General features: G+C 64.3%; 12 protein-coding genes. 7 read left to right on the plus strand and 5 right to left on the minus strand.

The window, feature by feature from the left end; genetic code table 11:
* The first annotated feature begins 197 nt into the window (after window positions 1-197).
* Genes JN756_RS12875 through JN756_RS12885 form a run of 3 tightly spaced genes read left to right on the plus strand, consistent with a single transcriptional unit; the run spans window position 198 to window position 3,023 of the window.
* On the plus strand, window positions 198-1,265 hold the full coding sequence (locus JN756_RS12875) for an ABC transporter substrate-binding protein (RefSeq protein WP_126589514.1): 1,068 nt from the start codon (window positions 198-200) through the stop codon (window positions 1,263-1,265).
* A complete protein-coding gene (locus tag JN756_RS12880) occupies window positions 1,252-2,241 on the plus strand; it encodes an ABC transporter permease (protein WP_046383874.1) in 990 nt (329 codons plus the stop codon). The genes JN756_RS12875 and JN756_RS12880 overlap by 14 nt, the downstream gene beginning before the upstream one ends.
* Window positions 2,235-3,023: an ABC transporter ATP-binding protein gene (locus JN756_RS12885; protein ID WP_126589512.1), complete on the plus strand. Its 789-nt coding sequence runs from the start codon at window positions 2,235-2,237 to the stop codon at window positions 3,021-3,023. The genes JN756_RS12880 and JN756_RS12885 overlap by 7 nt, the downstream gene beginning before the upstream one ends.
* A 433-nt stretch (window positions 3,024-3,456) precedes the next feature.
* Here JN756_RS12885 and JN756_RS12890 read toward each other — a convergent pair whose 3' ends face one another.
* Window positions 3,457-3,999: an acyl-CoA thioesterase gene (locus JN756_RS12890; RefSeq protein WP_201022148.1), complete on the minus strand. Its 543-nt coding sequence runs from the start codon at window positions 3,997-3,999 to the stop codon at window positions 3,457-3,459.
* Between the two features lie 107 nt (window positions 4,000-4,106).
* Here JN756_RS12890 and JN756_RS12895 point away from each other — a divergent pair, with 107 nt between their 5' ends.
* Complete coding sequence (locus JN756_RS12895) at window positions 4,107-5,066, plus strand: GlxA family transcriptional regulator (protein ID WP_057004844.1); 960 nt, start codon at window positions 4,107-4,109, stop codon at window positions 5,064-5,066.
* Between the two features lie 60 nt (window positions 5,067-5,126).
* On the opposite strand, the gene JN756_RS12900 is transcribed toward JN756_RS12895, so the two are convergent.
* Together JN756_RS12900 and JN756_RS12905 are read right to left on the minus strand one after the other, a co-directional pair.
* Window positions 5,127-5,552 (minus strand): hypothetical protein, encoded by a 426-nt coding sequence (locus JN756_RS12900; protein WP_079443559.1) that lies wholly within the window; start codon window positions 5,550-5,552, stop codon window positions 5,127-5,129.
* A 144-nt stretch (window positions 5,553-5,696) separates the two neighbouring features.
* On the minus strand, window positions 5,697-6,419 hold the full coding sequence (locus JN756_RS12905; protein ID WP_046383868.1) for a pirin family protein: 723 nt from the start codon (window positions 6,417-6,419) through the stop codon (window positions 5,697-5,699).
* 180 nt (window positions 6,420-6,599) lie between these two features.
* On the opposite strand from JN756_RS12905, the gene JN756_RS12910 reads away from it, so the two are divergent.
* Window positions 6,600-7,550 carry a GlxA family transcriptional regulator gene (locus JN756_RS12910; RefSeq protein ID WP_102618580.1) on the plus strand — a complete coding sequence of 317 codons (951 nt, stop codon included), beginning with the start codon at window positions 6,600-6,602 and terminating at the stop codon, window positions 7,548-7,550.
* Between the two features lie 150 nt (window positions 7,551-7,700).
* On the plus strand, window positions 7,701-9,152 hold the full coding sequence (locus JN756_RS12915) for an ATP-binding protein (protein WP_057004842.1): 1,452 nt from the start codon (window positions 7,701-7,703) through the stop codon (window positions 9,150-9,152).
* On the opposite strand, the gene JN756_RS12920 is transcribed toward JN756_RS12915, so the two are convergent.
* Entirely contained in the window at window positions 9,099-11,858 is a 2,760-nt protein-coding gene (locus JN756_RS12920) for an ATP-binding protein (protein WP_057004841.1), read from the minus strand. The genes JN756_RS12915 and JN756_RS12920 overlap by 54 nt on opposite strands.
* 58 nt (window positions 11,859-11,916) lie before the next feature.
* Window positions 11,917-12,312 carry a helix-turn-helix domain-containing protein gene (locus JN756_RS12925; protein WP_046383864.1) on the minus strand — a complete coding sequence of 132 codons (396 nt, stop codon included), beginning with the start codon at window positions 12,310-12,312 and terminating at the stop codon, window positions 11,917-11,919.
* A gap of 206 nt (window positions 12,313-12,518) precedes the next feature.
* Between JN756_RS12925 and JN756_RS12930 the strand changes: the two genes are divergently transcribed.
* The gene (locus tag JN756_RS12930; RefSeq protein ID WP_046383863.1) at window positions 12,519-13,430 is read left to right on the plus strand and encodes a LysR substrate-binding domain-containing protein; all 912 of its coding nucleotides are present in this window, start codon (window positions 12,519-12,521) and stop codon (window positions 13,428-13,430) included.
* The last annotated feature ends 29 nt before the right edge of the window (window positions 13,431-13,459 follow it).

Here is a 13,459-nt window from a genome sequence, read left to right on the forward strand (position 1 = left end):
ACCCCGATAAATACTGTTCCGATCTGAGCTTAGGGCGCTTTTTGTGCGTTTCGAGGCATCGGGCATAACCATAGAATTATATGGTTCTTTCATAATTGTCGCTGATTAATATAATCAAATTGTAGTTTTGTCACAGGTGCCCTGCATGACGCAAGGCGCGCAATCTATTTAGCGAACACAATCATGGGAGTTTTTGCATGGCCGCTTTCGATCCTTTAACCCGCCGCCGCCTCCTGGGCATGGCCGGTATTACCCTGGCCAGCCCCTTGCTGCTGTCGCTGCCCCGCCTGGGCTTCGCCGCCGACGAGCACGCCGCGCACCACACGCCCCAGGAGCCCGCCGGCACCGGTGAGTTCATCCGCCTGGATGCGCCTCGCGCGCTGAAACTGGCGGTCAACCTGAATGCCGTGTGCCTGGCCCCGGTGGTGATCGCCCACGGTCAAGGTTTCTTCAAACAGCACAACCTGGATGTGGAACTGGTCAATTTCGGCAATTCCACCGAGGTGCTGCTGGAAGCCATCGCCACCGGCAAGGCCGATGCCGGTGTGGGCATGGCGCTGCGTTGGCTCAAGGCCCTGGAGCAGGGCTTCGACGTCAAGCTGACCGCCGGCACTCATGGCGGCTGCCTGCGTTTGCTCAGTGCGGCGAACGGCGGCGTAAGCACACTCGAAGCCCTCAAGGGCAAGACGATCGGCGTGACGGACATGGCCAGTCCGGACCGCAATTTCTTCTCGATCCTGCTCAAGAAGCACGGCATCGACCCGGTGCGCGACGTCGAATGGCGCCTGTACCCGGCCGACCTGCTCGGCACCGCCCTGGAGCGCGGCGAGGTGCAGGCGGTCAGCGGCAGCGACCCGTTCATGTATCGCCTGATCAAATCCGGCGTGGCGCGGGAACTGTCCACCAACCTGGTGGAGGCCTACGCCAACCTCAGCTGCTGCGTGGTCGGTGTCACCGGCAAGCTGGTGCGCGAAGACAAGCGGGTGGTCGCGGCGCTGACCCAGGCGATCCTCGAAGCTCATGACTATTCCGTGCAACACCCCGAGGTCGTCGCCAAGGGTTTCCAGGCCTATGCGTTGAACACCTCCACCGAAGAAGTCCAGGCGATCCTCCACGACCACACCCACGGCCACCATGCGGTCGGCACCGCGCTGACCGCGGAAATCACCACCTACGTCACCGACCTGAAAACCGTGGAAGTGATCAGCCAGGGCACCGACCCGCTGGCGTTCGCCAAGGAGATCACCGCCGATGTCTTCAGTTGACGCGACCACCCTCAACCCACCCGTGGCGTTCAAGGTCGGGTGGCCGGGCCTGGCGGTGATCGGCGCCTGGTTGGCCGTGGCGCTGCTGATCAGCTACTGGCCCAATGCGACGCGCGACTGGCCGATGACCCAAGGTTTGGCCCATCTCTGCGTGGGCGTGGCGGCGGTGTTCGGAGTGTCGAGTGTGGCCGGGCGCCGGTTCGCCAGGCTCGGCCTGCGCCTGCGCGGAGCCGCGTCATGGCTGATCGCTTTACCGCTGCTGTTGGGCATTTGGGAGCTGCTCACGGCGAAACTCGCGCTGCTGCCGGTACCGTTCTTCGCGCCGCCCCAGGCCCTGCTCGCGGTGTATGTCGAAGACTACGCGCGCCTGGCCGACAGCCTGCTGCATTCGGCGTTGCTGCTCGGTGCGGGCGTGGCGTTGGGCGCGGCGACCGGGTTTATCGCCGGCGTGGCCATCGGTTGGTCGACGCGTATCGGCTATTGGCTGCATCCGGTGCTGCGCATCCTCGGCCCGGTGCCGTCGACGGCGCTGTTGCCGTTGTGCTTTTTCCTGTTCCCCAGCAGTTGGAGCGCCAGCGTCTTCCTGATCGCCCTGGCCACTTGGTTTCCGGTCACGGTGCTGACCTGGTCCGGCGTGGCCAGTGTCGATAAAGCCTATTACGACGTGGCGCGCACCCTTGGTGCAAAACAGCCTTTCCTGATCTTCAAGGTGGCGATTCCCGCCGCCTTGCCCCATGTGTTCGTCGGCCTGTTCATGGGCCTCGGCGCCTCGTTTTCGACCCTGGTGGTGGCGGAAATGATGGGCGTGAAATCCGGCATCGGCTGGTACCTGCAATGGGCCCAGGGGTGGGCGGCCTACGCGAATATGTATGCAGCGTTGTTAATCATGGCGCTGGCCTGCTCGGGGTTGATCAGCGGCTTGTTCCGGCTGCGCGACCACTTGCTGGCCTGGCAGAAAGGAGCGATGAAATGGTAGCCCTGGCAACCGCAGTAGAAGCCGCGGCGGGATTGGCGCTGCGCATCGAAAACCTGAGCCACGGGTTTGCCTTGGACGGTGAGCATCTGCCGGTGCTGCAGCGGGTTTCGCTGGACGTGGCCGCGGGGGAGTTCGTTGCCTTGCTCGGGCCTTCGGGGTGCGGCAAGTCCACCTTGCTGCGTCTGGTCGCTGGGCTGGAACCGGCGGATTCCGGGCGCTTGCTCGCCGATGGTGAGCCGATCAGCGGCCCGGACCCGAGCCGCGTGGTGGTGTTCCAGGACCCGACCTTGTATCCGTGGCGCCGCGTGTGGGACAACGTCGCCCTCGGCCTCGAAGCCCAGGGCCTGCTCAAGACCCATGCCGCCAAAGTCGATGAAGCCTTGGAAAAAGTCGGCCTCAGCCAATTCGCCCGCGCCTTCCCTCGGCAACTGTCCGGCGGCATGGCGCAGCGGGTTGCGCTGGCGCGTGCGCTGGTGAACCAGCCGCGCCTGCTGATCCTCGACGAGCCCTTGGGCAAACTCGATTCCCTGACCCGCATCACCATGCAAAAGGAGCTGATCGACCTGTGGCAACGCCAGGGCTACACGGCGTTGCTGGTGACCCACGATGTGGAAGAAGCCTTGCTCCTGGCCAACCGCGTGATCGTGTTCAGCGACCGCCCGGCGACCCTGCAGGCGCAATTGACCATCGAGCGGCCATACCCCCGGCACCGCGACGATCCTTATCTGGTGGACCTGCGCCGGCAGATACTCGGCTTGCTGGGGTTGGGGGAGAACTGGTAGGTATGACTTGATCAGTCTGAGCAGCGCCTGGCGGCTCAATCTATAAAGCTGTCGATGACAAGGGCCGGTATCTGCATTGGGACGAGTTTCGTCGATATCCAGCGCCGGGTCTCAAGAAAGAGGCCGCGTGGGCAGCTATCAAGATGTCCCGGGCTTGCGCGAGTAAGACCCTGGAGCTTCGCAGCGAGTGCGGCAGTGCGTTTTTTTTGTGCATCACTGACTTTTGTGAGGCGGTTGTTCACGGCGTCGAGTCGTTGACGTCCAGCTTGGGCGGGGCAGTGGCGTCTTCTCCCCAATACCGCGATAACACTCGGTATCTGGTGGACTCCTATATCCAGCGCGCAGTTGGAAGGCGCCGCGACGACGCGTAAAATCGCCAAGGACATGTTGGCCAAGGAGCGCATGCCTCAAGACGATGATGAGCGGATGATCCTCAATCCTGTTCCTCACCTCGCAATTGCACGCTCATCGCCTCGCAACTCTGCGCCCAGTCGCTCAGCCACTGCGGCAGGGGCGGCGATGTTTCGGCCAGCCCCAGCTCCCGCAGGAAATCCGCCGGGGGCAGGGTGCCCTTGGGTGAGCGGAACAGCCCGCGCATCACCACCACGCCGACCACCCGACCCTTGCTGACGAAACGGTGCTCCATCAGGCTCCACTTGTGGTCCCAGCCGAGTATGCGGGTGTGTACCTCGAACACTTCGAACACCTTGAGTTCGCGGCGGAACTTGCCCCAGGTATCGCCCACGATCGGCAGCGCCTTGTTGCGCAGGGCCACCCGAAAAGCGCCGGTGCGCAAGACAAAATCCATCCGGGCAACGTCCGCCAGGGTGAAGTAGCGGCCATTGGTGACATGCCGGTTGAGATCCAGGTCCAGCGGCCACACCCGCATGCGTACCACGGTGGTGGCCAGGCCATGGGCAGGCTTGCGCCAGGGGCGACGGCAGAGCATGTAGAGCAATCGAAACCAGAGATTCATAAAGACGCCACAGAGTTGAACAGTGGCAGCACTGTAAGGGCGCCAAATCGGCTAAGGTAGGTGCGCAAATGACTTATTTAATGCGAAAAGCGCAAAAAGGTCCGTGAATGCACATTACCTTGCTCCTGGCCGATCACTGCTCCGCCGCCAGCGCCACCCTGGCCCTGGAAATGCTCAGCGCCGCCAACCTGTTTGCCGACCATCCGCCCTTCGAGATCGTGGTCGCGTCCCTCGACGGCCAGGCCGTGAATGCCTGGGGCGGGCAGCGTCTGCAAGTGGCCTGTTCGACCGCGCAGATCGCACAGACCGATCTGGTGTTGATCCCCGGCTTTCTCTTCACCTTGAAAGAGGCTTTGCCGACGTTTGCCGCCTTCGGCCCCTGGCTGCGCGAACAGCATGGGCGCGGCGCCGTGCTGGCGTCGATGTGTACCGCCGCCTTTCTGTTGGCGGAAACCGGTGTACTGCAAGGCTTGCGCGCCACCACCCACTGGGCGTTTGCCGAGCTTTTCCGGCGACGCTACGCAGACGTAAGCCTCGATGACGCGCAGATGCTCTGCGAAGAAAACCGCGTGATCACCTGTGGTGGCGCCAGTGCGGCGATGGACTTGATGCTTCACCTGATCCGCCGCTTCGGCTCGCCGGAACTGGCTCACACCTGTGGCAAATACCTGCTGATCGACACGGTGCGGACGGTGCAGTCGGTGTACGCGATGTGGTCGTTGCCCAAGAGTCACGGCGACGCGCAGATACTGCGCGTGCAGCATTGGCTGGAGCAGCACTGCGCCGAGGCGCTGGTGATTGACGAGGTGGCCCGGCACTTTGGTTTTGGGGTGCGCAATTTCAAGCGACGTTTCAAGGATGCCACCGGCTATACACCGATCGCTTATGTGCAGACCCTGCGCCTGGAGCGCGCCAAGCAGATGCTGGAGTCGACGCGCATGACCCTCGAAAGCATCACCTATGCGGTGGGCTACGAAGACAGCAACTCGTTCCGGCGCCTGTTCCAGCAGCGGGTGGGGATGCTGCCGGCAGCGTATCGCAAGCGATTTCAGGCCAGTACCCGATAAGCAGGCGAAAAAAAACCGGCTGATCAGGCCGGTTTGGGGTGCCGCGCACACAGCGCGGGGTCAAGCGTTGTTGCCCTGCAGGCGATCTGCACCGCCTTCAGCCAGGCCACGTTCCTGCAGACGATCTGCACCGCCTTCAGCCAGGCCACGTTCCTGCAGACGATCCGCACCGCCTTCAGCCAGGCCACGTTCCTGCAGACGATCAGCACCGCCTTCAGCCAGGCCACGTTCCTGTAGACGATCTGCACCGCCTTCAGCCAGACCACGTTCTTGCAAGCGATCCGCACCGCCTTCAGCGACGCGACGTTCCAGCAGGCGTTCAGCACCGCCTTCGGCGACACGGTTGCCTTGCAGACGCTCGGCACCGCCTTCGGCGACGCGGTTTTCGTTGAGGCGATCAGCGCCGCCTTCAGCGACGACTGGGTGGGCAAAAGCGTTTGCAGCAAGTACCGAGAAAGCGAGGCTAAGCAAGAGTTGGCGTTTCATGAGAGTGTGCTCCGAGTGTTTGATTAGGGTGTTGCCTGGTGTGGGTTTGATGTTACGCGTTGGCATTTTTAAGAGAACTTCATTGGGCTGATGGTGACTATCGACGCCAGCGATAGCCCGCGTCGGCGGGCTATCGTGCAGCCGTCATGGCATCTGCGGCAGTTCCAGAGGGCGCAGGTCAAATACCAGCACCTCGGCATCGTCACCGTGGCTCAGGCGGATCTGGCGCTCATCGCGCACGCGGGCCCCGTCACCTTCCTGTAGGCGTTGGCCGTTGATCTCGACGCTGCCGCGGGCCACGTGGATGTACACGTGGCGGTCCGGCGCCAGGTCCAGGCTTGCGCTTTCGTCAGCGTTGAACAGCCCGGCATAGACCCGTGCATCCTGGCGCACGTGAAGGGAGCCTTCGGCGCCATCCGGCGAGATGATCAACTGCAAGCGTCCACGTTTCTGCGCTGCACTGAAGTGCTCCTGCTGATAGCGTGGTTCGGCGCCGGAGACATTCGGTACGATCCAGATCTGCAGGAAATGCACGCCACGGCTCTGGCTATGGTTGAACTCGCTGTGGGCCACGCCGCTGCCGGCGCTCATCAGTTGCACATCGCCGGGGCGGATCACCGAGCCGGTGCCCAGGGTGTCCTTGTGTTCCAGGGCGCCTTCGAGCACATAGGAGAAAATCTCCATGTCGCGGTGCGGGTGCTGCCCGAAGCCACGGCCTGCGGCGACGCGGTCATCGTTGATCACCAGCAGGTCGGAAAAACCCTGTTCGGCGGGGTTCCAGTAGTTGGCGAACGAGAAGGTGTGGAACGACTTCAACCAACCGTGATTGGCGGCGCCGCGGTCGGAGGCTTTGCGAAGGGTCAGCATGGTGGTGTCCTCAAGTCAGAGCGGGCTGCGAAATGCAGGGCGCTTGCGTTGAGAAGAAGGTTACTGGTTACTGGAATATTCATTAAGAAGCTGATATCTGAATAACTGTCGCATTGAGGTTGACAGTTGCGGGCGTGGCATAATACCCGCTGCCTTCCTTCCTGATGGACGTCTCCCTCTATGAACACCGTGGCCATGGCGCTGTTTCCGGACTTCCTCCTGCTCGACATGGCTGGGCCGCTTGAAGTGTTTTCGATTGCCAACCGCTACCTGCCAGCGGCGCAGCACTATCGGATCCTGATCGTCGGCACCGAGCCCGGCCCGCTGCGTGCGTCCAATGGCGTGGTCGTGCAGCCCGACCTGCTGCTGGCCCAGGCGCACGATGCCTATGACCTGCTGCTGGTGCCCGGTGGTCCCGGTGCCTATAACGAATGCCACCCCGACCTGTTGCCCTGGCTCCAGGCCGCTGCTCCACGCGCGCGGCGCTTCGGCTCGATCTGCACCGGTGCCTTTGTGCTGGGGTATGCCGGGTTGCTCGACGGCCACCGCGTGACCACCCACTGGCATTACACCGAGCGGCTGATCAAGGCCTTCCCCCAGGCCGTTGTCGAAACCGACCGCATCTACCTGCAGGACGGCCGCCTGATCACGTCCGGCGGGGTGACGGCGGGCATCGACCTGGCGCTGTCGGTTGTCGCCCAGGACCACGGCAAGCAGGTCGCGGTGGACGTGGCCAAAGTGCTGCTGGTGGTGATGAAGCGCCAGGGCGGGCAGGCCCAGTTCAGCCCGATGACCGCCGCCGTGGCGCCCCAGGAAACTGCGATCACGCGGGTGCAGAGCCATGTGCTGGCGCATCTGGACCAGCCGTTCACCATCGAATCCATGGCGGCACTCGCCGGCATGAGTGCGCGGCACTTTGCGCGGTTGTTCGCCAAAGAGGTGCAGATGACGCCGATGGCCTTCCTGCAGGGCGCGCGCATCGACCGCGCCCGGCACCTGCTGGAAACCACCGACCTGCCGCTCAAGACCGTGGCCTTTCACGCAGGCTTCGGCAGCGTGCGGCATATGCGCTTTCTGTTCAGTGAAAAACTCGGCCTCAACCCCACCCAATACCGACAGCAGTTCAGTTAACGACAGGATGTCCGTCTCGCGCACCCGATTGTCCGTATCGCTCCCCGTGCCAGCATTGTCCTGTTACAACGAGCTGGCAAGATAACGGCAGGCCCATGGAAGAAGGATGCGCGGACGCCCAAGCTCGGGTGTTTCAGCGCTTTTACGCAGATGAACAACGACCATGCGATGCGCTTTGGCCCTTACACCTTTCATCGCCAGCAGCGCCTGGTCAGCAAGGCGGGCATGCCCGTGCCGTTGGGCGGGCGGGCGCTGGACATCCTGGCGGTGCTGCTCGAAACGCCCGGGCAATTTGTCAGCAAAGACACCCTGATCGCCCGCGTCTGGCCGTGCAGCGTGGTGGAAGAGAACAACCTGCGGGTGCATATCGCCGCCCTGCGCCGTGCATTGGACGGTCGTCGCTACATTCTCAATGAACCCCAACGCGGCTATTGCCTGGTTGCGCCGCTGCAGGAGGCCGCTGGGAACGCGGCACCGCGGCACAACCTGGCGACCCGGCTCAGCCCGCTGATCGGTCGCGACGAACTGGTGGGGACGTTGGTCCGACGCCTGTCGGGGCAACGCCTGATGACCCTCACCGGAGGCGCTGGCGTCGGCAAGAGCAGCCTGGCCCTGGCGTTGGCCGAGCGTGTGTTGCCGCGTTATCGCGACGGCGTGTGGTGGCTGGATCTGGCCGGTGTCGATACGCCCACGGCAATGCTGCGCCAGTTGGCCGAGACCCTCGGGCTCGACGCGGCTGACAGTGCCGCGGCGCTCTTCCGTCAATTGGCCTCGCGCCAGTTATTGCTGGTGCTCGATGGCGCCGACGTGTTGCTCGGCGCCTGCCGTCATCTGGTGCGCGCGCTGCAGGCCAGCGCGCCTGGGGTGACGCTGTTGTTGAGCAGCCGCGAAGCCTTGCGGGTGCCCGGCGAGTGGGTGCAGCGCGTGCCTCGCCTGGCGCTGCCGATGCCATCCGCCTGGGGCAGCGTCGAGCAGGCGATGGCCTACTCGGCGGTGCAGGTGTTCGTCGCGCGCGTGCGCGCCAGTCAGCAAGGGTTTGCCCTGCGGCCCCAGGACTTGCCGGCGCTGCGCGATATCTGCCGCCGGCTCGACGGTATTCCGTTGGCCCTCGAACTGGCGGCGGCCCAGGTCGATGCTCTCGGCGTGCAGGGCTTGCAGGTGCAATTGCGCAGCGGCCTGCAAGTGCTGGCGCGCGGTCGGCGCACGGCGCTGGAACGCCACCGATCCCTGGCGGCGGCCCTGGACTGGTCATACGAGCGCCTGAGCCTGCCGGAGCGTTGGCTGTTCCTGCAACTGGGCCTGTTCAAGATGGCGGTGAGCTTGCCCGTCCTGGGGCAGTTAATCGCCGGCACTGAGCTGGCTCACGCCGACCTGCCATACCTGCTGCGGCGACTGGTCGACATCTCGCTGCTGAGCGTGGAGCCCGGCCTCGGTCCCGAGCGTTACCGCTTGCTCAACAGCGTGCGCAGCTACGCCCTGGCGCAACTGCGCGACCCGCTGCAAGTGGCGCGCCTGCAGCAAGGGTATGGGCATTATCTGGGGGCGTTTTCAGGCCGGCCGTTTGTCCTGCAACTCGTCGAGCAGGCGGCGCACGCCGATTAGGTCCTGGGTGGCGAACCCTTCGCTGAATCGCCCGTAGACCGAGTCCAGCAACTCGCGAGCCGCTTGCCGGCGGTCTTGGCGCTGCCACAGCCGCGCCAGCGCGGTCGCACTGCGTAACTCCCAGGCCAGGGCGCCTTGCTGGTGCGCCAGGCCGAGTGCCTCGAGCAACAGCGCTTCTGCCGGGATGTCGTCACTGTGCTCGGCGCGCACCCGCAGGATCTCTGCTGTACACCAGCCGGCCGCGCCGCTTTTGGCGCGTTCGAACATCGCCGCGTCCAGCGCGCCCGCATTGAAGGTCACCAGGGTATCCGCGATCAGGCCGAGCCCGGGCATGGCTTGCGTCGGCGCTGCGCCCGCGTAGTGTCGGGCCCAGGTATGAAACAGCTGCACCGAGTGCTTTTGCGCTTGTTGCAACAACAGTTCCTGCAGCGAATGGGCCGCGGCCGCGTCGCCGTTGTAGCGGGCGATGACCACCCCGGCCAGGGCCAGGGTGTAGCAGATCGAGGTGCCGTGGTTGATCTGCAGCGCCAGTTCCAGGGCCTGGTTCGCGGTGCGCCAGGCCCGCTCCGGGAACCCCCGCAGCCACAGGATGCGAGCGAGGATCGTCAGCGAGGCCACGCCCTGGTCGTACTGCACGCCGAAGCCATGGGTGAACCGGTTCAGATGGCCGCTGTGGGCCATGCGCTGGATCACCTGTTCGGCATTTTGCAGGGCCAATGCCTGGTGACCGGCAAAGTGCTGGGCCAGTACCCGCAGGCGCTGGGCGCTGAGGTCGAGCAAGGGGTCGGCCTGGGGGCCGAGTTGATCGAAGTGCAGGCTTTGCGCAAGTGCCTGGCGATAATTTCCGCAACACAGGTTGACCGCCATATGGCCCGACACCGCACGCAACTGGCCGCTCAAGTCGTTGTTCGCTTCGGCCAGGCGCCGCGCGTAGGCAAAGGCGTCAATGGTCTGCGGCGTACCGCCCTGGGTGTGATACGAAAAACTGCCCAGCGCCAGTTGCAACGCCATGTGCAAGTGCGGGTTCGGCGCGGGCGATTGCGCCAGCCGTGCGAGCGCCTTGCCCACGTACAGCCCGTGTTCCCCCAGCAATGACAGCTCCTGCCACAACGGCATCGCGCTGACCGTCAGGCGAATACCCAACAGGTGCGTGCCCTGGTCGCCCAGGCCCCAATCCAGTGCGGCGCGGATGTCTTCGCGCAGGGGCGCGTAGCGGTCGATCCAGGGCTGCGTCGCGGTCAGTTCCCAATCGTCCCGGGCCTGTTCCATCAAGGCCAGGCAGCGTGCGGCGTGGCGCTCGCGGGTGGTGTCGAGTTCAGCGGCCACGCTGAGCTTTTCCAGGGCGTAGGTGCGGGTGATGTCCAGCAGGCGGTAGACCATCTCGTCATCGCCGGGCTCGACATTGAGCAAGGACTTGGCCACCAGTTGGGTGATCGAACCCAGCACCTCGGCCGGCGCGATCTGTTCCCCGGCGATCACCGCCGCCGCGCTGGCCAGGCTGAAACCGCCGCGAAACACCGCCAGGCGGCGCAGGCAGATCTGTTCGCAGGGCGCGAGCAGGTCGAAACTCCAGTCCAGCGTGGCGCGCAGCGTCTGTTGACGGGGCAGGGCACTGCGGCGGCCACGGGTCAGCAGGCGAAAGTTGTCTTCCATCTGTACCAGCAGGCCTTGCAGGCCGAAACGTTCGATCTGCGCCGCCACCAGTTCAATGGCCAGCGGGATACCGTCGAGGCGCTGGCAGATATCAATCGCCAATGGCAGTTCGGCTTCGCTGAGCGCGAAGCTGTCCTGATGGGACATGGCGCGCTCGATCAACAGTTGCAGGGCCGGATAGCCCAGCGCCTGGGCACGGTTGCCGGTGGCGGGCGGGCAGGCCAGCGGCTCCAGGCGCTGCACGTATTCACCCTCGGCGCGCAGTGCTTCACGGCTGGTGGCGAGGATGTGAACGTTGGGGGCGTGGCGCAGCAGGGTCTCGCTGATCAGGGCGATGTCATCGAGCAGGTGTTCGCAGTTGTCGATTACCAACAGCAACTGGCGCGTGTGGAGACTGCGCGCGAGGGTCAACAGCGGCGCGTGTTCGTCGGGGGTGAGGTCGAGCAGGGCGGCGAGGTTGGGCAGGATCATCGACGGCGCGCTGAGGGGGGCGAGGTCGAGCAGGCGAATGCCGTCGCGGTAATGCCCGATCAACAACTCGGCGACACGCAGCGCGACCGTGGTCTTACCGATGCCTCCCGCGCCGGTCAGAGTGATAAAGCGTTGTTGCGGCAATTGCTGCACCAGCGCATCGATCAGCGCCTGGCGGCCGATCATCCGCGTGCTGCGCAGCGGCAGGTTGTGGGCCTGGCTTTGCGCACTGCCGTCGGTTGGAAGGGTCATCGGTTCGATGCTCAGTGGCGCAACAAAACTGTAACCGCGCTGGGCCACGGTGACGATATAGCGCTGCCCGGCCTGGCCATCGCCCAGGGCCTTGCGCAACGCCGCCATATGCACGCGCAGGTTGCCGTCTTCGACCACGCTTTTGGGCCAGACCCGCGCGATCAGTTCCTGCTTGCTCACCACATTGCCGGCCTGTTCCAGCAGGATCAGCAGGATGTCCACTGCCCGCCGTCCCAGGCGCAACGGCCGGCCAGCCTCCAGCACCAGGCGTTGGCGCGGGTGTATCCGATACGGGCCGAAGTGTACGGCCTGTTCGCTGAGGTCGTTCATGCCAGCGCGCGCTCTGAAAAAAGGGTTCGCCCAGCATATTCCACGCTTGCGCTGACCACTAGGCGGCAATCGCCTGCTTGCGACGCAATTGGTGATTGCGCCAGGTCATCGGGTTGACGCCTTCGCTGCGCGTGAACATATGGCAGAAGTGCGCCTGGTCGCAGAAACCACATTCCAGGCTGATTTGCGTCAGGCTCAAGGACGTACCGGTGATCAACTCCTTGGCGCGCTGGATGCGCTGTTGGCGAATCCATTCCTGCGGCGACAGCCCGGTGGTGCATTTGAAGGCGCGGGAGAAGTGGCTGCGCGACAGTGCGCAGGCCTGGGCCAGGTCGGCAATCGCCAGGCTTTCGCCGAGGTTGGCGAGGATCAGTTGCTTGGCGATACGCTCGCGCCGGGGGCAGAGGCCGCCGGTCGCGCAGAAGCTTGGAGCACCGTGCTCAAGTCGGGCCATGACGAAATATCCGCAGTCGATGGGAGCGTTCCCGGTGAATGGATGCAGTGTAGACGGCCTCATTCTTGGTGCCGTGCCGTCCGACTGACGAGTTAATCGTTGTTAATTTCGCCAGTTGTTGGCGTGGAAAAGACAGCACAGGTGTGCAATCGCGCTCGCCGCGCTGCGTGCTTAGCTGGTGCTCTGTCAACTGTTTGGGGACCGCCATGAACCGCAACGACCTGCGCCGCGTCGACATGAACCTGCTGGTGATTTTCGAAGCGCTGATGTTCGAGAAGAACCTGACCCGGGTCGCCGAAAAACTGTTTATGGGCCAACCAGCGGTGAGCGCGGCCTTGGGCCGTTTACGCGATTTGTTCGACGACCCGTTGCTGCTGCGCAATGGGCGCGGCATGGAGCCCACACCACGCGCAATGGCGATACTCAAGGAGCTGCAACCGGCCATGGACACCATCTCGAGCGCGGTCAGCCGCGCCAAGGATTTCGACCCTTCCACCAGCTGTGCGGTGTTCCGCATCGGCCTGTCCGATGACGCCGAATTCGGCCTGTTCCCGCCGTTGCTCAGCCAACTGCGCGACGAGGCACCGGGGATCGTGGTGGTGGTGCGCCGCGCCAATTACCTGTTGATGTCGTCGCTGCTGGCCAGTGGCGAGATCACCGTGGGGGTCAGCTACACCACGGATCTGCCGGCCAATGCCAAGCGCAAGAAACTGCGCGACATTCCGTGCAAGGTGCTGCGCGGCGATGGCGGCACCGCACCGCTGAGCCTGGACGAATACTGTGAACGGCCGCATGCCATGGTGTCGTTTTCGGGGGACTTGAGCGGCAATATCGACCTCGACCTGGCGCGCATCGGCCGGGCGCGCCGGGTGGTGCTGGCGGTGCCGCAATTCAGTGGCTTGCGGGCGTTACTGGCGGGCACGCAGATCATCGCGACCGTGCCGGACTACGCAGCGTGCGCCTTGACCGAAGGCACCACGTTGCGCGCGCAGGACCCACCGTTTGCGATCGACGCCGCAGAGCTGTCGATGGTGTGGAGCGGGGTGCATGACAACGACCCGGCGGAGCGCTGGTTGAGGAGCCGGATCAGCGCGCACATGTCCAGCTTCCCCGCGTAGGCGGCCCGGCAAGTCACCGCGCCAAACAG

It is taken from the genome of Pseudomonas sp. Y39-6 (assembly GCF_023651955.1).
Classification (GTDB): domain Bacteria; phylum Pseudomonadota; class Gammaproteobacteria; order Pseudomonadales; family Pseudomonadaceae; genus Aquipseudomonas; species Aquipseudomonas veronii.